14 protein-coding genes and 1 pseudogene are annotated in these 22,537 nt (G+C 71.6%); 8 read left to right on the forward strand and 7 right to left on the reverse strand.

All coding sequences use genetic code 11. From position 1 onward, the window contains the following. Positions 1-23: 23 nt before the first annotated feature. Positions 24-353 carry a hypothetical protein gene (locus ACFYPS_RS20305; protein ID WP_354964015.1) on the forward strand — a complete coding sequence of 110 codons (330 nt, stop codon included), beginning with the start codon at positions 24-26 and terminating at the stop codon, positions 351-353. Positions 354-465: 112 nt separating this feature from the next. Here ACFYPS_RS20305 and ACFYPS_RS20310 read toward each other — a convergent pair whose 3' ends face one another. The 4 genes from ACFYPS_RS20310 to mce all read right to left on the reverse strand — a co-directional run bounded on the left by ACFYPS_RS20310 (position 466) and on the right by mce (position 6,625). Continuing rightward, entirely contained in the window at positions 466-2,733 is a 2,268-nt protein-coding gene (locus ACFYPS_RS20310; RefSeq protein ID WP_387326061.1) for a hypothetical protein, read from the reverse strand. Between the two features lie 177 nt (positions 2,734-2,910). Then, entirely contained in the window at positions 2,911-4,170 is a 1,260-nt protein-coding gene (locus ACFYPS_RS20315; protein WP_354963872.1) for a cell division protein DivIVA, read from the reverse strand. 311 nt (positions 4,171-4,481) lie between these two features. Continuing rightward, positions 4,482-5,837, reverse strand: coding sequence for a crotonyl-CoA carboxylase/reductase (gene ccrA / locus ACFYPS_RS20320; RefSeq protein WP_387326222.1), 1,356 nt, complete (start codon positions 5,835-5,837; stop codon positions 4,482-4,484). A gap of 314 nt (positions 5,838-6,151) precedes the next feature. Then, complete coding sequence (gene mce, locus ACFYPS_RS20325; RefSeq protein WP_354963873.1) at positions 6,152-6,625, reverse strand: methylmalonyl-CoA epimerase; 474 nt, start codon at positions 6,623-6,625, stop codon at positions 6,152-6,154. A gap of 62 nt (positions 6,626-6,687) precedes the next feature. Here mce and ACFYPS_RS20330 point away from each other — a divergent pair, with 62 nt between their 5' ends. The 6 genes from ACFYPS_RS20330 (at position 6,688) to ACFYPS_RS20355 (ending at position 13,689) form a co-directional block, all read left to right on the forward strand. Further along, the gene (locus ACFYPS_RS20330) at positions 6,688-7,887 is read left to right on the forward strand and encodes an acetyl-CoA C-acetyltransferase (RefSeq protein ID WP_387326065.1); all 1,200 of its coding nucleotides are present in this window, start codon (positions 6,688-6,690) and stop codon (positions 7,885-7,887) included. Then, the gene (gene meaB, locus ACFYPS_RS20335; protein ID WP_354963875.1) at positions 7,884-8,888 is read left to right on the forward strand and encodes a methylmalonyl Co-A mutase-associated GTPase MeaB; all 1,005 of its coding nucleotides are present in this window, start codon (positions 7,884-7,886) and stop codon (positions 8,886-8,888) included. The genes ACFYPS_RS20330 and meaB overlap by 4 nt, the downstream gene beginning before the upstream one ends. A gap of 115 nt (positions 8,889-9,003) precedes the next feature. Beyond that, positions 9,004-9,414, forward strand: coding sequence for an Asp23/Gls24 family envelope stress response protein (locus ACFYPS_RS20340; protein WP_354963876.1), 411 nt, complete (start codon positions 9,004-9,006; stop codon positions 9,412-9,414). Positions 9,415-9,521: 107 nt separating this feature from the next. Then, complete coding sequence (locus ACFYPS_RS20345; RefSeq protein ID WP_387326069.1) at positions 9,522-11,210, forward strand: methylmalonyl-CoA mutase; 1,689 nt, start codon at positions 9,522-9,524, stop codon at positions 11,208-11,210. Positions 11,211-11,367: 157 nt separating this feature from the next. Continuing rightward, positions 11,368-12,291, forward strand: a complete 924-nt coding sequence (locus ACFYPS_RS20350) for a tetratricopeptide repeat protein (protein ID WP_387326072.1) — start codon at positions 11,368-11,370, stop codon at positions 12,289-12,291. A gap of 66 nt (positions 12,292-12,357) precedes the next feature. Beyond that, positions 12,358-13,689 (forward strand): arginase family protein, encoded by a 1,332-nt coding sequence (locus ACFYPS_RS20355; RefSeq protein ID WP_387326075.1) that lies wholly within the window; start codon positions 12,358-12,360, stop codon positions 13,687-13,689. A 127-nt stretch (positions 13,690-13,816) separates the two neighbouring features. On the opposite strand, the gene ACFYPS_RS20360 is transcribed toward ACFYPS_RS20355, so the two are convergent. Then, entirely contained in the window at positions 13,817-15,781 is a 1,965-nt protein-coding gene (locus ACFYPS_RS20360) for a penicillin-binding transpeptidase domain-containing protein (RefSeq protein WP_387326077.1), read from the reverse strand. 289 nt (positions 15,782-16,070) lie between these two features. Between ACFYPS_RS20360 and ACFYPS_RS20365 the strand changes: the two genes are divergently transcribed. After that, positions 16,071-21,152, forward strand: coding sequence for an NAD-glutamate dehydrogenase (locus ACFYPS_RS20365; RefSeq protein ID WP_387326080.1), 5,082 nt, complete (start codon positions 16,071-16,073; stop codon positions 21,150-21,152). Between the two features lie 70 nt (positions 21,153-21,222). On the opposite strand, the gene ACFYPS_RS20370 is transcribed toward ACFYPS_RS20365, so the two are convergent. Both ACFYPS_RS20370 and ACFYPS_RS20375 read right to left on the reverse strand, forming a co-directional pair. Further along, positions 21,223-21,918, reverse strand: coding sequence for a class F sortase (locus tag ACFYPS_RS20370; protein WP_354963882.1), 696 nt, complete (start codon positions 21,916-21,918; stop codon positions 21,223-21,225). A 1-nt stretch (position 21,919) separates the two neighbouring features. Next, positions 21,920-22,537: pseudogene (locus ACFYPS_RS20375) on the reverse strand (hypothetical protein); the annotation flags it as partial.

Below are 22,537 nucleotides of genomic sequence, written 5' to 3' on the forward strand. Positions count from 1 at the left end.
CAGCCCGTACGCCGAGGTCCGGGCTGCCACAGCCGCGGCTCGGGCCGTACCCCTCGCATCCCCGACCCTGCGGTGACCGGACGCCGCACACCCCGCTGCGGCCGATGTGGTGCTGCCGTGCCGACGGCCGGCCGTGGCCGTGCGCGGAGGCTCGGCTGCTGCTGAAGGCGGAGTTCGACGCGGACCCGGCGGCCCTGACCATCTACCTGGCCGGGCTCTATCACGAGGCGGCGCATGACCTGTACCAGCTCAACCCCTACGGCGGGCCGACACCACGGGAGCTGTTCGAACGCTTCGTGGCCTGGGGCCCGTTCCGCCGTCCGGTCATCGACCCGCCCGCCACCGGGCCCTGATCTGACACCCGGCTCCCGGCACACAGATCTTGGACAGTTTCCGTTACGCGTGAACGGAAACTGTCCAAGTTTGCCGTGACTCGTGCGCGGGCGCGCGGTGTCGCCGTACCGGTCAGTCCTTCTCGACAGTGACCTTGCTGGGCTTGGCGCTGCGCTCGTCGGTGGTCGGCTTGCTGGGACGCTTGCCGTTCTCGCCGGTGCTGGTGATCTTGGTCGGCTTGGCGCCCCGGCCGCCCTCCCCTGGGACAGCGGCCACGGTCGGCTCGCCGTCCACCCCGGCGCTGGCCCCGCCGCCGTCGACAGTGGTCACCGGCTCGGCGACCGGCTTGGTCCTGGTCTGCCCGGAGTCCGTTTCCGGCTCGTCCCCGGCGTCCGCCGACTGTCCGGCGTCGGCGGGCTGTCCGGCCTCGGTCGGGCGGGCGGCATCAGCCGGCTGTCGGGCGTCGGCGGGCTGTCCGGCGTCGCCGGGCTGTGCGGGGCCGGCGGGCCGCGCGGCGTCGGCGGGATCGGCCTTGATCCCGTTGGCCGTGCCGGCCCCGGCGGTTGCCGTGCCGTTCGCCGTCGTAGCGGTCCCGGCGGCCACGCCGTTCGCCGTCCTGGCGGGTGCGGCTCCGGTGGCCGCTGCGGCGGGCGCGGGACTGGTGGCCGGGCCGTCGCCGGCGGCCGGAACGGTGGCGCTCTGCAACCGCAGCTCGGCCACCTGACGCTGGAGCTCGTCGGACTCCTGCCGGGACTTCCAGGTCTCCTGCCGCAGGTCGGCGAGCTGCTGCTGGGCCTGGGCGATCTCCAGCATCACCTGGGCGAGCTGCTGCCGGCCGGCGGCCGCCTCCTGCTGGGTGGCCGCCAGGTGCTGCTGGGTGGTGGCCAGGTGCTGCTGCGTGGTGGCCGCGTACTCCTCGAACTGGCGGCGGGAAGCCGCGACATGCTCGTCCGCCTCGCGGCGCTTGTCGCCCGCCTCGGTCTCGGACCGGCTCAGCAGCGTGGTGGCCTCCTCCTCGGCCCGCAGGCGCATGGTCAGTGCGTCCTGCTCAGCCGCCTGGCGGACCGCCGCGGCGCCCTGCTCGATCTCGTTCTTGCGGGTGGCGTACTCGGTCTCCAGCTCGTTCTTGCGGCTGGAGTACTCGGTTTCCAACTGGTCGCGACGGGTGGTGAAGCCCGTCTCCAGCTCCTGCTGGCGGCCGCCGAACGTGGTTTCCAGCTCCTGCTGACGGCTGGTGAAGCCGGTCTCCAGCTCGTGCAGGCGGGACTTGTACTGCTTTTCCAGCTCGTCGCGGCGCTTGGCGAACTCCTGCTCGGCGGCGGACCGCCGCTGGGCCAGCTCCCGGTCGGCCGTCTCCCGTCGGGAGTTGACCTCCTGCTCCACCCCGGCCCGCCAGGCGCCCAGCTCCTGCTGGGTCTGCGCCCGCGCGTGCTGCACGTACGCCTCGGTCTCGCTGCGCATCCGCTGCACGTACGACTCGGTCTCGGTCCGGCTGCGCTTGGCCGACTCGGTGGCCTGCGTGACCACCCGCTCCGCCTCCTGCTGGGCCTTCGCCCGGGTGGCCCGCCCGGCCATCGACGCGTCGTCGATGATCTGCTTGGCTTCCCGCTGCGCCTTGGCGTGGGTGGCCCGGCCGGCCTCGGTCGCCGTGTCGGTGAGCCGCTTGGCCTCCTGAAGGGCCTTGGCGTGCACCTCCTTGGCGGCCTCGCGCAGCTCGCCGGCCTCCTGCCGGGCGGTGGCCAGCGCCTCGCGGGCCGTTTCGCGCAGCTTCGTGGATTCCTGCTGGGCCCGGGTGTGGATTTCCTTGGCGGTGTCCCGCAGCTGGGTGGCCTCCTGCTGGGCCTTCGCCAGCGCGTCCTGCGCCGTCTTGCGCAGCTTCTCCGACTCGTCCTTGGCCGACCGCAGGGTCGACTCCGCCTCGGCGCGGCGGGCGGCGCTGTGCCGCTCCTCCTCCGCGCGCCGGGCGGCGAGAGCGATCTCGAAATCCTTCAGTGCCCGGGCGGCCTGCTCGCGGGCCTCCTCGATGATGTGCTCGGCGGCGGCGCGACGGGCCTCGATCTCCTCGTTCGCCGTGGAGAGGATCTGCTCAGCCTGCTCCTCGGCGAGGGTGAGGATCGACTCGACCCGGGGGCCGAGGTGTCGGAACGAGGCGCGGTCCACCACGTTCATCTGCTTGCGCACCTGGGCGAGGTCCCGCTGGAGCACCTCGACCTGGCCGGCGAGCTTGTGGATCTGTGTGTACGCCTGTTCCCGTTCGGCGGCGAGGGTGGCGATCTCGTGCTCGGCACGCGCCACGTACCGGTCGACCTGTCGTTTCTCGTAACCCCGCAGAGCGGACTCGAAGCTGGGCTCCGTGGTCACGTCCCCGCCGAGTGCAAACAGTTCCTCGCCGTGCGACATGCCCCCATCCTCACACGCATCGGGCCCGGCTGGGGCGATACGGACGCCCCTTGTGGGAGCTACTTCACTCCGTACGCAGAGCGGGATGTCAAGGGGTGGGAAACGCATACGGCGCGAGGTGTCACCGGTCACCCGGTGTCACCTCGCGCCGTCGATGCCCCGACCTGACGCCTCGGGTCAGCCGGCGGTCTCCGCGGTCACCCGCTCCTGACCGCCGTCGGCCTTCTTGGCTTCCGGCTTGGCTTCCGGCTTCGCCGCCGGAACGCCGGGGACGATGCCGGCGAGCCCGGAGAGCATCTGACCGAGCTGCGAGGTGACCGCGTCCCTCTGCCGGGTGAGGTCCTCGACCTCGCGGCGGGCGGCCTGGGTGGTCAGCTCCGCCTCGGTGCGGGCCTCGGTGAGCAGGCGCTGCGACTCGGCCTTGGCCTCGTTGAACGTCTTCTCGGACAGCGCCTTGGACTTGTCGATCGTCTCGTTGGCGCTGCGCTCCGACTCGACCCGGCGGGCCTCGGCGCGCTGCTCGATCTCCTTGGCACGCTCCTGCGCGGCCCGGGCGCGCTGCTCGGCCTCGCTGACCATCTTCTGGGTCTGCGCCACCTGGGCGGCGTGCCGCTCGGACTCCTCGCGCTCGGACTTCTCGCGCCGCTCGGCCAACTGGAGCTCCAGGGCCTGGAGGTCCTTGTCGCGCTTGTCCCGCGCGTCGGTGAGCAGCTTGGTCGCCTCGGCGCGCTTCTCTTCGGCCTCCCGGGCCGCCTTGGCCCGCTGCTGAGTGATCTCGCGCTCGGCGGTGGCCCGGAGGGTGGCCACCTCCCGCTCCACGGTCGACTTCAGCTCGGCCACCTCGTGCGCGGTGACGGTACGCAGCTGCTTGGTCTCGCGGTCGGCGTCGGCGCGCAGCGTGTCGGCCTCGCGGCGGGCCTGCACCCGGACCTCGGCGGCCTCGCGCTCGGCGGCGGTGCGCAGGTTGCCGGCCTCGCGCTCGGCGCTGGCCTTCATCGCGGCGGCCTCGGCGCGGGCCTTGTCGGTGATCTCACGAGCCTCGAGGCGGGCGGCGGAGAGGATGCCCTCCGACTCGCGCTTGGCCTCGTTGCGGTGGTCGTTGGCCTGCTCCTCGGCGAGCCGGAGGATCTGCTCGACGCGGGTGCCGAGCCCGGAGAGGGTGGGCCGGCTGTTCTCCTCGAGCTGCTTGTTCGTGTCGGTGAGCTTCTGCTCCAGCGCACTCATGCGCTGTTCGGCTTGGCGGAGCCGACGCTGGGCGTCGTTCATCCGCTGCTCGGCCTCGGCACGTGCCTGCTCGGACTGGGTCAGCGCGGCCGTCATCCGGCCGATGAAGTCGTCGACCTGGTGGGTGTTGTATCCGCGCAGGCCAACGGTGAAATCTGGCTGCGAGTTCGCGTTATCGAAGAACGCGAGAGGGGAGGACTGCTGCTGGGGCATTGGGACATACTGGCAGACGCCCCAGGGTGCTTCGCAAGAGCGGTGCGCAGCTTTCGTGTCCTCTTTACATGGTCAACTCCCACGCTCAGCGAGGCCGGACCAATGGGCGATCTTGGCAGGTCCCGGGCGGGTCGGACGCCACGCAGCGTGACGCGAAAAAGGGCCACGGGACGTGCCCGTGGCCCTTTGTTCGATCCGGGTGGGTATCCCGCTATTGCGTTGGAAGAACAATGGCCGTTCACCCCATTGGCCGTCCGGGGCTCGTCCGTCCGGCCGGCGGCCCGGTCAGTGCCCCGGACCGGGGGTGCCGATCAGTGCCCCCGGAAGCGGTTGATCGCGTCCTCGTGCCGGGCCCGCAGCTCCCCGTCGCGTACGCCCAGCCCGTCGGCGGGGGCGAGGCAGCGCACGCCGACCTTGCCCTGGTGGGCGTTGCGGTGCACCTCGTACGCCGCCTGACCGGTCTGCTCCAACGGGTAGGTCCGGGACACCGTCGGGTGCACCTTGCCGAGCGCGACCAGGCGGTTGGCCTGCCACGCCTCGTGGTAGTTGGCGAAGTGGCTGCCGACGATCCGCTTGAGGTGCATCCACAGGTACCGGTTGTCGTACTGGTGCTGGAAGCCGCTGGTGGACGCGCAGGTGACGATGGTGCCACCACGCCGGGCCACGTAGACGCTCGCGCCGAAGGTCTCCCGGCCGGGGTGCTCGAAGACGATGTCCGGGTCCTCGCCGCCGGTCAGCTCGCGGATCCGCTCGCCGAAGCGCTTCCACTCGTCCGGGTCCTGGGTCTCCTCGTCCTTCCAGAACCGGAAACCCTCCGCCGCCCGGTCGATGACCAGCTCCGCGCCCATCCGGCGGCACAGCTCGGCCTTCTCCGGCGAGGAGACGACGCAGACCGGGATCGCCCCGCCGTTCAGCGCCATCTGGGTGGCGTACCCGCCGAGACCGCCGGAGGCGCCCCAGATCAGCACCACGTCGCCCTGCTTCATGTTCGCGCCGTGGTGCGAGACGAGCTGCCGGTACGCGGTGGAGTTGACCAGCCCGGGGCTGGCCGCCTCCTCCCAGCTCAGGTGTCGCGGCTTGGGCATCAGCTGGTTGGCCTTGACCACGGCCAGCTCGGCCAGCCCACCGAAGTTGGTTTCGAAGCCCCAGATCCGCTGCTGCGGGTCGAGCATGGTGTCGTCGTGCCCGGCCGCGTCCTCCAGCTCGACGGAGAGGCAGTGCGCGACCACCTCGTCGCCGGCGGCCCACCGGGTCACCCCGGGGCCGGTGCGCAGCACCACGCCGGCCGCGTCCGAGCCGACCACGTGGTACGGCAGGTCGTGCCGGCGGGTCAGCTCCGAGATCCGGCCGTAGCGCTGGAGGAACTTGAAGGTGGGCAGCGGCTCGAAGATGCTGGTCCACACCGTGTTGTAGTTGATCGCGCTGGCCATCACCGCCACCAGCGCCTCGCCCGGCCCCAACTCCGGCGTCGGCACCTCCTGCACGTGCAGCGCCTTGCGGGGGTCCTTGTCCCGGGTGGCCATGCCGTCGAACATCCGGGCCTCTTCGGCGCGGACGACCACGCCCCGGTAGCTCTCCGGAACGGGCAGCCCGCCGACGCCGGCGAGTTCGCGGTCCGGATCGCTTGATTCCTCCGCCGCCATGATCGCTTCGAGGATGTCCTGCACGGTGACCTCCGGTTCATCCGCACCCGCACGGGCCCGGGTGCTGCCATCGTCGGCGCCGGTGGGCGCGACCGCCATGTCGGCATTCGACACATCCGGCACCGGTCGCGCTCCTGTGAGCCGGGACGTTACTGAACGGTAGCTAAAGCCGGAAGTCCTCTGTGAAAAACTGCATCCGCCGATGCGTGAAGGTGTCCGAGCACCCCGTCAACCGCGCACCCACGCGCTCGCGCACCGGCCTCCGAGCCGCCGCGGCGGTGTTAGGAAGGGCCCCTTCCTATACACGAGGCGATAAGAAGGGGCCCTTCCTTGCACGGTCAGTGGGTGGTGGCGGGTTCGACGAGTTCGACCAGGACGCCGCCGGCGTCCTTGGGGTGCACGAAGTTGATCCGGGAGTTGGCGGTGCCGCGCCGCGGCGCGTCGTAGAGCAGCCGCATTCCGCGCGCCCGCAGCGCGGCGCAGGCCACGTCGATGTCCACCACGGTGTACGCGACCTGCTGCACGCCCGGCCCGTTGCGGTCCAGGAACCTGGCGATCGTCGACTCCGGGGTGAGCGGGGCGAGCAACTGCACGCACCCGCCCTCGGCGGTCGGCCCGACGGCCAGCATCGCTTCCCGGACGCCCTGCTCAGCGTTGGTCTCGGTGTGCACGCAGCGCATTCCGAACGTTCGCTGGTAGAAGTCGATCGCGGCGTCCAGGTCGGCCACGGCGATCCCGACGTGGTCAATCTTGCGAAGCCCGATGTCTGTGACGTAGTCCGCACCGGGCTCGGCGGGGGAGTTCTCAGCCATGGCGCTAGTCTGGCCGAACAATCGTTAAGGCGTACAGCTCGGCACCCCCCTCGGAGGCAGGCATGGCTTCGGTGATCGTCAGCGGCGCGCGGACCCCGATGGGGCGGCTGCTGGGCAACCTCAAGGACCTCCCGGCCACGAAGCTCGGCGGGATCGCGATCAAGGCGGCGCTGGAGCGCGCCGGCGTCAGCCCGGATCAGGTCCAGTACGTGATCATGGGGCAGGTGCTGCAGGCCGGCGCCGGTCAGATCCCGGCCCGGCAGGCGGCGGTCGAGGCCGGCGTGCCGATGTCCGTGCCGGCGCTGACCATCAACAAGGTCTGCCTCTCCGGCCTGGACGCGATCGCCCTGGCCGACCAGCTCATCCGGGCCGGCGAGTTCGACATCGTGGTGGCCGGCGGCATGGAGTCGATGACCAACGCCCCGCACCTGCTGCTCGGCCAGCGCTCCGGTTACAAGTACGGCGACGTGGTGGTCAAGGACCACATGGCGCACGACGGGCTCAGCGACGCCTGGGACTGCTGCTCGATGGGCGAGTCCACCGAGCGGCTCGGCACGAAGCACGGCATCCCCCGCGAGGAGCAGGACGCCTTCGCAGCGGCCAGCCACCAGCGGGCCGCCGCCGCCCAGAAGAACGGCCACTTCGCCGACGAGATCACCCCCGTGGTGATCCCGCAGCGCAAGGGCGACCCGCTGGTGATCAGCGAGGACGAGGGCATCCGCCCGGACACCACCGTCGAGTCGCTGGCCAAGCTGCGTCCCGCGTTCACCAAGGACGGCACCATCACCGCCGGCAGCTCCTCGCCCATCTCCGACGGCGCCGCCGCGGTGGTCGTGATGAGCATGGCGAAGGCCAAGGAGCTGGGGCTGACCTGGCTGGCCGAGATCGGCGCGCACGGCAACGTGGCGGGCCCGGACAACTCCCTGCACTCGCAGCCGTCCAACGCGATCAACCACGCCCTGAAGAAGGGCGGCCTGAGCGTCGAGGACCTGGACCTCATCGAGATCAACGAAGCGTTCGCCCAGGTTGGCATCCAGTCCACCCGTGACCTGGGCATCAGCCCGGACAAGGTCAACGTCAACGGCGGCGCGATCGCGCTGGGGCACCCGATCGGCATGTCCGGCGCCCGGCTGGTGCTCACGCTCGCGCTGGAGTTGAAGCGGCGTGGCGGCGGCACCGGCGCGGCGGCGCTCTGTGGCGGCGGCGGCCAGGGGGACGCCCTGATCATCCATGTACCGGGAAAGGCTGAGACCAGCCAGTGAGTGAAGCGGTCGAGCACGTTCCGGCGGCCGGTGCACCGTCGGTGCGCCGGACCCGGGACGTACCGCTGCTGGTCGAGCGGGCCCGCGCGGGTGACCCCCGCGCGGTGGCCCGACTGATCACGCTGGTGGAGAACGGCGACGAGCTGCTGCCGGAGATCGCCGCGGCCCTGGCGCCGTACGCCGGCCAGGCCCAGGTGGTGGGGCTGACCGGCTCGCCCGGCGTGGGCAAGTCGACCACCACGAACGAGCTGGTCCGCGCGCTGCGGGCGCGCGGTCACCGGGTCGGCGTGCTGGCGGTCGACCCGTCCAGCCCGTTCACCGGCGGCGCGATCCTCGGTGACCGGGTGCGGATGCAGGACCACGCCACCGACCCGGGCGTCTACATCCGGTCGATGTCCAGCCGGGGGCACCTCGGCGGGTTGGCCGCGGCGACGCCGCAGGCGGTCCGGGTGCTGGAGGGCGCCGGCTGCGACGTGGTGCTGGTGGAGACCGTCGGCGTCGGGCAGGCCGAGGTGGAGGTCGCCTCGCTGGCCGACACCACGCTGGTGCTGCTCGCCCCCGGCATGGGCGACGCGATCCAGGCGGTCAAGGCCGGCATTCTGGAGATCGCCGACGTGTTCGTGGTCAACAAGGCCGACCGGGACGGCGCCGACGCCACCGTCCGCGACATCCAGGGCATGATCGCCCTCGGTGAGCGCGGCCCGGGGATGTGGCGGCCGCAGGTGGTCCGGTCGGTCGCCGCGCGCGGTGAGGGCATCGACGACATCGCCGCCGCGATCGACAAGCACCGTGGCTGGCTGGTCGAGCACGGTGAGCTGCGCCGCCGCCAGGAGGCGCGGGCCGCAGCCGAGATCGAGGCCATCGCGCTCGGCGTGCTCCGCGCCCGGATCGGTTCCCTGCGCGACGGTACGGAGCTGCCCGCGCTCGCCGCGAAGGTCGCCGAGGGCGCCCTCGACCCGTACGCGGCGTCGGACGCTCTGCTGACCCAGGTCGCCCGCTGACCGTCCACCGGGGACACCCTCGTGTCCCGGCGTCCTTGTAGGCTCGCACCGCCCCACGGCGGTGGGGGCCGGCCGGGGTGCCGGCGCGGTGGCGCGAGGAGCAGGGGAGCGGGACGTGAACCACGAGGCGACGCAGGAGCTCACCACGGTGCCATCGGTGGCTGGCGGGTCGACGCAGGTCTCCGACGAGGTGATCGAGAAGATCGCCGTCGCGGCGGCCCGCGCGGTGCCCGGGGTGGCCGAGATGGGCGGGGACGTCGCCCGGTTCTTCAACTCGGTCCTCGACCGGGTCGGGCTGGACCAGGTGGGCGATGCCCGGCGGGGCTGCTCGGCGCACGTGACCGGGGACGCGGCCGTGGTCAACCTGGTGCTGGTCATCCAGGCCGGTCAGCCGGTGCCGGAGATCACCGGCCAGGTGCGGGCCCGGGTCACCGAGGCGGTCGAGGCGTACGGGCTGCGGGTGGACGAGGTCAACATCCGGGTCGACGACGTGGCGATGGGCGGACCGGCGACGCCGGCCGTCTGACCATCGGCGCAGCTCAGGTTACCCGCCAGTACGACGCGACTTAGCGATCGTTCAGGCAAGGGCTCTACACTCGACGTGCAGTCGAGGACCGAGGAGGAGCCCTGCGCATGGACGCCGACGAGATCGCCGCCGGACGGGCACGCTGGCAGGCCCGGTACGACTCCGCGCGCAAGCGGGACGCGGACTTCACCACGCTCTCCGGGATGCCGGTCGATCCGGTGTACGGGCCGCCGGAGGGCACCGCCTACCCGGGGTTCGAGCGGATCGGCTGGCCGGGCGAGTACCCGTACACCCGGGGGCTGCATCCGACCGGCTACCGCGGGCGGACCTGGACGATCCGGCAGTTCGCCGGCTTCGGCAACGCCCAGCAGACCAACGAGCGCTACAAGATGATCCTCGGCGCCGGCGGTGGTGGCCTCTCGGTCGCGTTCGACATGCCGACCCTGATGGGCCGCGACTCCGACGACCCGCAGGCGCTCGGCGAGGTCGGCCACTGCGGCGTCGCCATCGACACCGCCACCGACATGGCGGCGCTCTTCGACGGCATCGACCTGGCCGGCGTCACCACCTCGATGACGATCTCCGGCCCGGCCGTGCCGGTGTTCTGCATGTACCTGGTCGCCGCCGAGCGGCAGGGCGCGGATCTGTCCACGCTGGACGGCACGCTGCAGACCGACATCTTCAAGGAGTACATCGCGCAGAAGGAGTGGCTCTTCGACCCCGAGCCGCACCTGCGCCTGATCGGCGACCTGATGGAGTACTGCGCCCGGGAGATCCCGCGCTACAAGCCGCTGTCGGTCTCCGGCTACCACATCCGCGAGGCCGGCTCGACCGCCGCGCAGGAGCTGGCGTACACCCTGGCCGACGGTTTCGGCTACGTGGAGCTGGGCTTGAGCCGCGGGCTGGACGTCAACGTCTTCGCGCCGGGGCTCAGCTTCTTCTTCGACTCGCACGTCGACTTCTTCGAGGAGATCGCCAAGTTCCGCGCCGCCCGGCGGATCTGGGCCCGGTGGCTGCGCGAGGTCTACGGAGCGACCAGCGAGAAGGCCCTCTGGCTGCGGTTCCACACGCAGACCGCCGGGGTGTCGCTGACCGCCCAGCAGCCGGTCAACAACGTCGTACGCACCGCCGTCGAGGCCCTCGCCGCGGTGCTCGGCGGGACCAACTCGCTGCACACCAACGCGCTGGACGAGACCCTGGCGCTGCCCACCGACGAGTCCGCCGAGATCGCCCTGCGTACCCAGCAGGTGCTGATGGAGGAGACCGGCGTGGTCAACGTGGCCGACCCGCTCGGCGGCTCCTGGTACGTGGAGGCGCTGACCGACAAGATCGAGGCCGAGGCAGAGGAGATCTTCGCCCGGATCCGGCAGCTCGGCGGGGAGGGCCCGCACCAGATCGGCCCGATGACCTCCGGCATCCTGCGCGGCATCGAGGACGGCTGGTTCACCGGGCACATCGCCGAGTCGGCCTTCGTCTACCAGCAGGCGCTGGAGAAGGGCGACAAGAAGATCGTCGGCGTCAACTGCCACACCGGCACGGTCGCCAAGGAGCTGGAGATCCTGCGCATCTCGCACGAGGTGGAGCTGGAGCAGCGCCGGGTGCTCGCCGAGCGCAAGAGCGCCCGGGACGAGGCCGCGGTCCGCGCGGCGGTCGCCCGGATGGTCGACGTCAGTCGCACCGACCAGAACATGGTCCCCGCCATGCTCGACGCCGTCCGCGCCGAAGCCACCCTCGGTGAGATTTGCGACGCCCTCCGGGCGGAATGGGGCACGTACCGCGAACCCGCGCGCTTCTGACGCACCCCGCCAAACCTGCACGTGCCGCCCCGGAGATGCCGCATCTCCGGGGCGGAAAGTGCATGATCACGGGGGTTGTGGCGGTGCGGGTGAGAGTTGCAACGTCCCAGTTGCGGGTGAGCGGAGATCGCGGGCTCACGTGCGAGACTAGGTAACCATGAGCGACCCACGGATCACCTCGTCGATCTTCACCCGCGGCGCGGTCGACCTCAGCACGCTGCGCGGCCCCGCACCAGCCAGTACCCGCCCCGGCACACCCCCGCAGGGCGGCCCGGCCGCCGGCACTCCCGGCGCACCCACTGCCGGCGGTAACGCCGCCATCGTCGACGTCACCGAGGCGACCATCCAGGCCGACGTGCTCGAGCGGTCGATGGCCATGCCCGTCATCGTCTTCTTCGGCGCGGCCGGCTTCCCGGAGAGCGACGAGTTCGCCCCGGTGCTGGAGCGGCTGGCCGCCGAGAGCGCCGGCACATGGGTGCTGGCACGGGTCGACGTGCAGGAGAACCCCCGGATCGCCCAGATGTTCCGGGTCCAGGGCATCCCCATGGTCTACGCGGTCGTCGGTGGCCAGCCGATCGACGCCTTCTCCGGCGTGGTGCCCGAGGCGCAGCTGCGCCAGTGGATCCAGGCCGTGCTCAAGGCCGGTGGCGTGGCCGTCGCCGAGCCGGAGGACCCCCGCCTCGACGAGGCGGACGACGCCCTGATGAGCGGCGATCTGGACGCCGCCGAGCGGGCGTACTGCAAGATCCTGGCGGACAGCCCGGCGGACGCCGCCGCCGAGGCGGGCCTGGCCCAGGTCGGAGTTGCCCGCCGGGTGGCCGGCGCCGACCCGGCAACCGCGCTGGCCGCCGCCGAGAGTGCCCCCGACGACGTGGCGGCCCAACTGCTCGCCGCCGACATCGAGGTGCTCAGCGGCCTGGCCGACCAGGCGTACGCCCGGCTCGTCAGCCTCGTCCGGCGCACCGTCGGCGAGGACCGCGAGACGGTACGCCAGCACCTGGTCTCACTGTTCACCATCGCCGGCCCGGATGATCCGGCGGTCGCCTCGGCACGCCGGGCCCTGGCCAGCGCCCTGTTCTGAGTTCGTAGCACGCCAGCGCGGGCCGGCGTTCCGGCCGGCCCGCCCGACCACCGAGGACGGGAGCTCATGATGCGCCGGATCGCCGTCCTCGACGCGCCGACAAATCTCGGTCTGCGGCCGCCGACGTCCACCTCGGTCCCGGGCTGCGCGAAGGCGCCCGGCGCGCTGCGCGACCACGACCTGCTGGCCCGACTGCGGGCCCGCGACGCCGGCTGCCTCACCCCACCCCGGTACGACCCGGGTGACTGGCGGCCCGGCGACGGGGTGTGCCACGCCCGGGAGATCGCCGACTACTCGCTGGCGCTCGCCGAGCGGATCGGCTCCATCATCGACCGGGGGGAGTTCCCGGTGGTGCTGGGCGGCGACTGCTCCGTGCTGCTCGGCTCGGCGCTGGCCATGCACCGCCTCGGCGAGGCGGTCGGCGGGCGGATCGGGCTGGTCTTCGTGGACGGGCACTCCGACTTCCGGCACCCCGGCAACGCCTCCTACGTGGGTGCGGCGGCTGGCGAGGATTTGGCCCTGGTCACCGGGCGGGGCCAGGCCGACCTGGCCGCGCTGGAGGGGCGCCGACCCTACTTCCGTGACATCGACGTGGTGGTGCTCGGCATCCGGGCGCAGGACGAATACCGGCTCGACCTCCAGGCGGCCGGGATCGTCACCCGGCCGGTGCCGGCGCTGCGCGCCGAGGGCGCCGCCCGGACGGCCCAGTGGGCCCACGAACAGCTCGCCGACTGCGCGGGCTACTGGGTGCACATCGACGTGGACGTGCTCGACCCGGCGGTGATGCCCGCCGTGGACGCGCCGGACCCGGGCGGGATCGCCTTCGCCGAGCTGGAGATCCTGCTCGCCGGATTGGTCGACACCCCGCACTGCCTCGGCGTCGAGCTGACCGTCTTCGACCCCGACTACGACCCGGACGGCTCCTACGCGGCCGAGATCGTCAACACCGTGGTGGCCGGGCTGGCCCCGGTGACCGCCCCCGAGGCGGTGCCGCCCCGGTTGCTGTCGGCCCGGCCGGCGCCAACGCCGCGCCGCGGCAAGGGTCGGCCCGGGGCCGATTCCGAGCGGCTCGACGGTCCGCGTCCCGCGACCGGCGCCGAGGCACGGTTCGGCGATCCCGCCGCGCTCGACCTCCCCGTCACTGCCGGCTCGCCCGCCGACGCCGAGCCCTCCGGCGTCCGCCCGTCGGCGGGCCGGCTGCCTCGCGGCGTTCCGGCCCCTGCCGAGCCGGAGTCGTTGGGGATCCTCGGCCCGAGCCACTCGGAGCCGGCCGGCGCCCCCGCTCCGGTCGAGCGGGAACCGGTCGGCCCACCCGCGTCGGCCGGCCCAGGCCTGCTACGACGACCCTCGCCAGCCGCCCCGGACCCCGCCGGCCGTTCCAACGCCGACACCGCCTGACCCACTCACTGCCCCCGTCCCGCTCCCACCCACCTGGCCACCCGGGTGATCAAGAGGTTCGCGTCAGGATCCCGCTCAGAACTGACGCAAACCTCTTGATCACCCGAGTCGAGGAGGGGTGGGTGGGTCAGGGGGTTGGGAGGGCGCGCAGGAAACGCTCGGTGATCGGTACGGCGGACGCGGTGCTGGCGCCGCCCTTCTCCACGAAGACGGCGAACGCGACGTCACCCCGCCAGCCGACGAACCAGGCGTGCGTGTGGGCCGGGTTGTCGTCGTACTCGGCGGTGCCGGTCTTGCCGTACACCTCGCCGCCCGGGACGTCCTTGAGCGCGCTGCCGCTGCCGGCGGTGACCACCTCGCGCATCATGGTGCGCAGCGCCTCGATCGACTGCGGCTTGAGCGGTCCGCCGGTCGCGGCCGGCTTGGCCGGCGCCGGGTCGATCAGCAGCTTCGGCTGGATGAAGGCACCCCGGGCGACCGTGGCGGTGGCGCCGGCCATCGCCAGCGGGCTGACCAGCGTGGTGCCCTGCCCGAACGAGGCGGCGGCCTGCTCGGCGAGGCTGCCGCCCGTCGACACCTTGCCGGTGAACGCGTCCGTGCCCAGGTCCCACTGCCCCTCCAGGCCCAGCGAGCGGCCGGCGGCGGCCAGCCCGTCGCCGCCGAGCTTCGGCGCCAGCGAGGCGAACGCCGTGTTGCAGGACTTGGCGAAGTCGGTGCGGAACGGCACCGAGCCGAGCTCGAAGTTGTCCGAGTTCTTGAAGGACCGACCGTCGACGGTGAAGGTCTTCGGGCACGCCACCGGCCCGTCCAGCGTGACCGCGCCGCGATCCAGCAGGCCCAACGTGCTGACCATCTTGAACGTCGAGCCCGGCGGCACCTGGGCGGTGAAGGCCAGGTTCTCCCCGGCCGGCCCGGGCCCGTTGGCCGCGGCGAGCACCGCGCCGTCGCTGATCCGCACCGCCACCAGGGTGGACCGGCGCGACTCCGCGCGCAGCGCCCCGTCGGCCGCGTTCTGGGTGGCCACGTCCAGGGTGGTCTTCAACGCCTGCCCGGGCTGCGGCTCCCGGCGGAACAGCTCGGTGCCGGTGGATTCCAGCTTGCCGTCCTCGGCGGGGCGCTCGACCAGCACGGTCAGCCCCGGGCCGCCGCGCAGCCGCTCGTCGTAACGGCCCTGGAGCCCGCCGTGCCCGACCAGGTCACCGGCGACGTAGCGGTCCGGGTGCGCGGCCAGGTCGTCGGCCTGCGCCGGGTCGACCGATCCGAGCAGTGCCCGCGCGAACTCCCGGGTCGGCGCCAGGTCGAGCTTGTCGGTCGGGAACTTGGTGCCGGGCAGGTCGTAGATCCGGGGCTTGATCTGCCGGTACGCCTCCTGGCGCAGTGTCACCACCTCGACGAGGGCATCCGGCTCGGCCTTGGCTATCCGCTCGGGCAGATCGGACAGGTCGACTGCGGGGACCAACGCCGGACGGATCGCCTTGAAGGCCGCGTCGAGGTCCTTGACCAGCTTCTTGACGTCGGTGACCTCACGCGGCTGCACACCCACCCGGACCACCGGGCGGGGTGTCACGATCGGTTGCCCGGCGCCGTCCAGCAGCCCCGCCCGGGGGCCGGTGTCGCGGCGCAGCGCCAGCCGGTCGCCCTTGGTGAGCTGCTCGTGCACCACCCGGGGCTCCCAGATCACCTGCCACTGGTCGTCGTCGCCGTGGGTGAGCCGCACCTCCCGGTCGTACGCCCAGCGGACCTGACCGGGAAGCTGCCACTCCACCCGGACGCTCGCGGTCGCGGTGTCGGCGGTGATCTTCGGCTCGCCTTGGCGGGTCAGCGTGGGCAGGGTGGCCGCCAGCTCACCGGAGAGCTCCTTGATCTCGCGCGCCACCTCGGTCGACGGCAGTTTGGCGCCGGTCGTGTCGACCACGCCGACCGCCTGGAGGTCGCCGCTGCGCCAGCCCGCGAGAAAGGCGTCGACGCTGCGTTCCGGCCCGTCCTCACCCGAGCAGGCGGCCAGGAGACCGGCGGTGAGCAGGGTCGCGGCGAGGGCGGCGACGCTCCGCCGGTGGTTCGGTCGGTGGGGCCGGGGGTACGACAAGGGCATGGAGCGGGTCCTTCCGATCTCGGACAGCCTCTGCACGGTAGTACGCGGCCGCTGTCCGGAGCGTCCCGCGGTGCCGCCCGACGTGCGGAAAGACGGCGCGCGCCCGTGTGATGAACATCGCGCGGCGGGGTATCCCGCAACCGGCCAACCTCGGACCCGCAACGGGTGAAAGGACAGAGTCCCGATCCGGACGTCCGGCCAGTGGTCCACCGACGAAGGTGCAGAGCGGTAGGCCTAGGCTGGGCGGCAGAGTGACCCACAACGCGGTGGGTCGAGGGGAGTGGCACCGATGGACCGGCGTCCGGCGATCAAACCGGAACCCGACCTCCGGCAGGATGACTCCGGCCGGGACGACGACAGCTTCGATTCGGCGACCGACGGGGACGGCTACGGCCGGCTCGACTCGGGAGTGACCGGGCTGACCGGGTCGAGCATCGACACCATCTACGATCTGGGCCTGCCGACCGAGGCGATGGCCGACGACGTGGAGGATGCCGAGCTCGACGAGCCGGTGCCCAACGCGGAGCGCCTGGTGGCGCAGGCTGTCGCGCTCGCGGGGGACGACCACGACGCGGCGACCCTGGTCGGACGCTTCTGGCGGTTCGCCCCGGACGAGGAGCTGGTCGGCTTCACGGCGGAAGAGATGCTCGACGCGGCCCGGGCGCACCGGGATCTCGCCCAGCAGCGGGTGCCCGGGGAGCTGAAGCTGCGGATCCACGAGCCGCACGCGGATCAGCACCACACGGTCGTCGAGTTCGTCACCGACGACATGCCGTTCCTTGTCGACTCGGTGACCGCGCTGCTGAACTCGTACCACCTGGACGTGCACCTGCTGGTGCACCCGCTGGTCGTGGTCCGGCGCGAGCCGCTGGGCCGCCTCACCGAGGTCTCCGCGGACGTGGAGCCGGACGACGCGATCGCCGGCGACATCATCGAGAGCTGGATGCGGATCGAGATCGACCCGGTCCGGGACGCGGCCGAGCGGGAGCGGCTGCGCCGCGAGCTGCAGCGGGTGCTCACCGACGTGCGGGAGGCGGTGGAGGACTGGCCGAAGATGCGCCAGCGCGCCCTGGCTCTGGCCGACGAGTTGGCCGCCGCGCGGACCTCCGACAACCGCCCACCGGTGCCGGAGAAGGACATCACCGATTCGGTGGAGCTGCTGCGCTGGCTCGCCCAGGACCACTTCACCTTCCTCGGCTACCGGGAGTACCGGTTGGTGGATGCTCCCGGCGGGGACGGCGCGGACGTGGTCGACGGCAAGGCCCTGGAGGCGGTGCTCGGCACCGGTCTGGGCATCCTGCGGTCGGATTCCCCGGAGGCCCGTTCGCTGGCGTCGATGACGCCGGAGGCCCACGAGAAGGTGCTGGAAAAGCGCCTGCTCATCATCACCAAGGCCAACTCGCGGGCCACCGTGCACCGCTCGGCGTACCTGGACTACATCGGCTTCAAGATCTTCAACGAGGCCGGCGACGTGATCGGCGAGCGGCGCTTCCTGGGGTTGTTCTCCACCGCCGCGTACCGGACCAGCGTGCGGGAGCTGCCGGTGGTGCGCCGCAAGGTGGCCGAGGTCCTGGACCGCTCCGGCCTGAGCCGGCGCAGCCACTCCGGCAAGGATCTGCTCCAGATTCTGGAGACCTACCCGCGCGACGAGCTGTTCCAGATCAAGACCGACGACCTGTACCACGCCGTGATCGGCGTGCTGCGGATGGCCGGCCGCCGGCAGCTGCGGGTCTTCCTGCGTCGGGACGCCTACGGACGGTTCATCTCCTGCCTGATCTACCTGCCCCGGGACCGGTTCACCACACAGAACCGGCTACGGATGCAGGACATCCTGCTGCGCGAGCTGAACGGTGTCGGGGTGGACTACACCACCCGGGTCACCGAGTCGATGCTGGCCCGGGTCCACTTCATCGTCCGGACCGACCCGACCCGGCCGCCCGGCGAGATCGACGCCGACCTGCTCGCCGAGGAGCTCGCCGACGCGACCCGGCTCTGGGACGACGACTACCGGCTGGTGCTGGAGCGCAAACTCGGCGACGAGCAGGCCAAGCACCTCTTCGCCCGGTACGCCGACGCGTTCCCGGAGGGCTACAAGGACGGGCACACGCCGTACGAGGCGATGAAGGACCTGGCCAAGCTGGAGCTGCTGGAGGAGCCCGGCCAGCTGGAGATGCACCTGTTCCGCAAGCAGCTCGCCCCCCGGCCCGGCACCCGGGTCCCGGGTGCCGACCTGGCCGAGGCCATGGACGTCCGGTTCAAGGTCTACCGGTACGGCGAGCCGATGATGCTCTCCGCGGTGCTGCCGGTGCTGCACTCGCTCGGCGTCCGCGTGGTCGACGAGCACCCGTACGAGGTGGACCGGGTCGACGGCCGGGTGTACCTCTACGACTTCGGTCTCATGCTGCCCGAGGGGCACCAGGAGCTGGCCGAGGTGCGCCCGCACGTGGAGAACGCGTTCGCGGCGGCCTGGCGCGGCGAGGCCGAGGTGGACCGGTTCAACGAGCTGGTGCTGCGCGGCGGGCTGACCTGGCGACAGGTGGTGGTGCTGCGGGCGTACGCGAAGTACCTGCGGCAGGCCGGCACGGTCTTCTCGCAGGACTACATGGAGCAGACCTTTATCGCGTACCCGAAGGTCGCCGCGCTGCTGGTGGAGCTCTTCGAGACCCGATTCGCGCCGGGTGAGTTCAGCGCGGAGCAGCGCCAGCAGCGCAGCGGTGAGCTGGTGGAGACGATCCGGGGCGCGCTGGACGACGTGGCCAGCCTCGACCAGGACCGGATCCTGCGCTCGTACCTGACGCTGATCGAGGCGACCCTGCGGACCAGCTTCTACCAGAAGCCGGTCGGTGGGCGGCCGAAGGCGTACGTGGCCTTCAAGCTCGATCCGCAGGCGATCCCGGACCTGCCGGCCCCACGGCCGAAGTTCGAGATCTTCGTCTACTCGCCCCGGTTCGAGGGCGTGCACCTGCGGTTCGGGCCGGTGGCCCGGGGCGGGCTGCGCTGGTCCGACCGTCGGGAGGACTTCCGCACGGAGGTGCTCGGCCTGGTCAAGGCGCAGATGGTGAAGAACACCGTGATCGTGCCGGTGGGCGCCAAGGGCGGCTTCGTGCTCAAGCAGAAGCCGGGCGACCGGGACGAGGCGGTCGCCTGCTATCAGGAGTTCGTCGGCGCGATGCTGGACGTCACCGACAACATCGTCAGCGGGCAGATCGTGCCGCCCGTCGACGTGGTCCGCCACGACGGCGACGACCCGTACCTGGTCGTGGCGGCGGACAAGGGCACCGCGACGTTCTCCGACATCGCCAACGAGATCTCCGCGGCCCACAACTTCTGGCTGGGCGACGCGTTCGCCTCCGGCGGTTCGGCGGGCTACGACCACAAGAAGATGGGCATCACCGCCCGGGGCGCCTGGGAGTCGGTCAAGCGGCACTTCCGGGAGTTGGGTCTGGACACCCAGGCCCAGGACTTCACCGTGGTCGGTGTCGGCGACATGTCCGGCGACGTGTTCGGCAACGGGATGCTGCTCTCCGAGCACATCCGGTTGGTGGCCGCCTTCGACCACCGGCACATCTTCCTGGACCCGGACCCGGACGCGGCCACCTCGTACGCCGAGCGCAAGCGGCTGTTCGACCTGACCCGATCGTCCTGGGAGGACTACAACCCGGAGCTGATCTCGGCCGGCGGCGGCATCTTCTCGCGTACCGCCAAGTCCATTCCGATCACCCCGCAGGTGCGGGCGGCGATCGGCCTGGACGACGACGTCACGCAGATGTCGCCGCAGGAGCTGATGAAGGCCATCCTCACCGCGCCGGTGGACCTGTTCTGGAACGGCGGCATCGGCACCTACGTCAAGGCGTCCAGCCAGACCAACGCCGAGGTGGGCGACAAGTCCAACGACGCGATCCGGGTGGACGGGCGCAGCCTGCGCTGCCGGGTGGCCGGCGAGGGCGGCAACCTGGGCTGGACCCAGCTCGGTCGGATCGAGTACGCCTTGACCGGTGGCCGGATCTACACCGACTTCATCGACAACGCGGCCGGGGTGGACACCTCCGACCACGAGGTGAACATCAAGATCCTGCTGAACACCGCTGTCGGCGACGGAGACCTGGCCATGGCCGCCCGCGACGAGCTGCTGGCCGAGATGACCGACGAGGTCAGGGAGCTGGTGCTGCGGGACAACTACGACCAGGCCCGGGCGATCAACAACGCCCAGGCCCAGGCCGCCTCGCTGCTCCCGGTGCACCGTCGGATGATCAACGACCTGGAGCGCTCCGGCGCGTTGGACCGGTCGCTGGAGGCGCTGCCGCCGGACGAGGAGCTGGCGGTCCGCAGCGAGTCCGGGCTGACCGCGCCGGAGTTCGCGGTGCTGCTCGCGTACGTGAAGATCGTCCTTGAGCGGGAGATCCTCACCGAGGGGTTGGCGGACGAGGAGTGGACGACCGAGGTCATGGTCAACTACTTCCCGACGCCGATGCGCGAGCGGTTCGCCGACCGGATGGGCCGGCACCGGCTACGCCGGGACATCGTCACCACCGTGCTGGTCAACGAGGCGATCAACCGGGGCGGCATCACGTTCGTCTTCCGGGTGGTCGAGGAGACCGCGGCCAGCGCGGCCGACGTGATCCGGGCGTACGTGGTGGTCCGCGAGGTGTTTGGGCTGCGTGAGCTGTGGGACGCGGTCGAGGCGCTGGACAACAAGGTCTCGCCCGAGCTGCAGACCAGCGTCTACCTGGACACCCGCCGGCTGCTCGACCGCGCGGTGCGCTGGCTGGTGACCAACCGGCGCTCGCCGATCGACGTGCCGACCGAGATCGCCCGCCTGCGGGACGGGGTGACCCGGCTGCTGCCGGGCCTGGAGGAACTGTTCTACGGCAGCGAGCGGCAGGCCATCGCGGCGCACATCGACTCGATGACCGAGCGGGGGCTGCCCCGGGAGTTGGCGGAGCAGGCGACCCGTCTGATGTACAGCTTCGGCCTGCTGGACGTGGTGGAGACCGCGACCCGCAGCGGTCGGGACGTGGGCGAGGTGGCCTCGGTCTACTTCGTGCTCTCCGACCTGTTCCGGGTGGACTCGCTGCTGTCGAAGATCTCCCTGCTGCCGCGCGAGGACCGTTGGCAGACGCTGGCCCGGATGGCGCTGCGGTACGACCTGTACGCCGCGCTGGCCGCGCTCACCGCGGAGGTGCTCGACTCCACTCCTGACGAGCTGCCGCCGCACGAGCGGGTGCAGCAGTGGGAGCAGTCGAACGCCACCTCGATCCACCGAGCGCGCCGGGCGATGGGGGAGTTCGACGAGTCGCGCGCGGATCTCGCCGCCCTGTCCGTGCTGCTGCGTCAGATCCGCACCCTGGTGCGGACCTCCGCCGCGGCCTGAGTCGGTACGCCGGACACGGTCCGGCCGATCGAGGTGACCCGATCGGCCGGACCGCTTTCGTTGTCGCGGGTCACTTCACCAGGGTGGCGAAAACGACCACGTTGTCCGGGTAGCTCTTGACGGCCTCGTCGAACTGACCGCCGCAGGTGACCACCCGCAGGCCGGGCCGGTCGTTCGGCCCGTACACCAGCTCCGTGGGGAAGGACGTCTTCGGGTACGACTTCACCGAGTCGACCTTGAAGGCGACCGGTTGGCCGTCGGCCCGCCGCACGGTGATGGTGTCGCCGGGGACGAGAGAGCCGAGATCGAAGAAGACGGCCGGTCCGAGCTTCGCCGAGTCCACGTGCCCGACGATGACCGCGTTACCGGTTTCGCCGGGGCTCGGGCCCGGTTCGTACCAGCCGGCCTGGTCGGCCTGCTCAAGCGGGGGAACCTCGACGGTGCCGTCCGGGTTGGTGCCCAGCGACATGATCGTCGCGTTGACGCTGATCTTGGGGATCTCGATGCTGGTCGGGGCGGACCGCTCCAGTCCAGCCTGGACGGCCCCTACGGGCTCCCCGTCGGCCGGCGGAACCGTACCGGTGACCGCCGGCCCGGTGACCTCGGGACCGGCCTGGGCCAGCGGCTGCGGCGGGCGGGGAGGGGGCGTGGTCTTCATCGAGGTGCCGATCATGCCAGCACCGATCATGGCCAGGGTGACGACGACGACCGCGCCGGCGGCGCGCCACGGTTTCCCGTGACGGCCGCCGGCCCGTGTCGTCGTCACGTCAGACGAGCGAACCATCGGTCCGCCGACGACGCATCAGCACGATCCCGCCCAGCGCGGAAGCGCCGAGCAGGCTCGCCCCACCGGTGGCCAGGCCACGGTCGGTGCCGGTGCTCGCGCCACCGTCACCGCCGTCGACCCCGCCGCGGGGCAGCACGACGAGCTCACCCTCGCCGCACGAGCCCTTGAGCTCGTAGCGACCCGGGCGGGCGTCCTTGTCGACCTTGGCCTCGCCGTAGTAGACGAAGTCCCGCTTGTTCTCCCAGCGGTCCTTGGAGTCCCGGTCCTTCTTGTCTTCGTCCTTGGAGTCCCAGTCCTTCTTGTCGTGGTCCTTGGAGTCCCGGTCCTTCTTGTCTTCGTCCTTGGACTCCCAGTCCTTCTTGCCCTCGTCCTTGGCGTCGCGGCCTTCCTGGCCGTGCTCTTCGCCCTTCCAGTCCTTGCTGTCCTCGTCGCGGTGGCCGTCGGCGGCGGCGCCGCCGCCCTGGCCGTACTCGTACATGCCCTCGTAGTCCTTGCTGTTCTCGTCCTTGCTGTTCTCGTCCTTGCTGTTCTCGTCCTTGCTGTTCTCGTCCTTGCTGTTCTCGTCCTTGCTGTTCTCGTCCTTGCTGTTCTCGTCCTT

Origin of the sequence: Micromonospora sp. NPDC005087, from assembly GCF_042872965.1 — a bacterium.
GTDB lineage: Bacteria > Actinomycetota > Actinomycetes > Mycobacteriales > Micromonosporaceae > Micromonospora.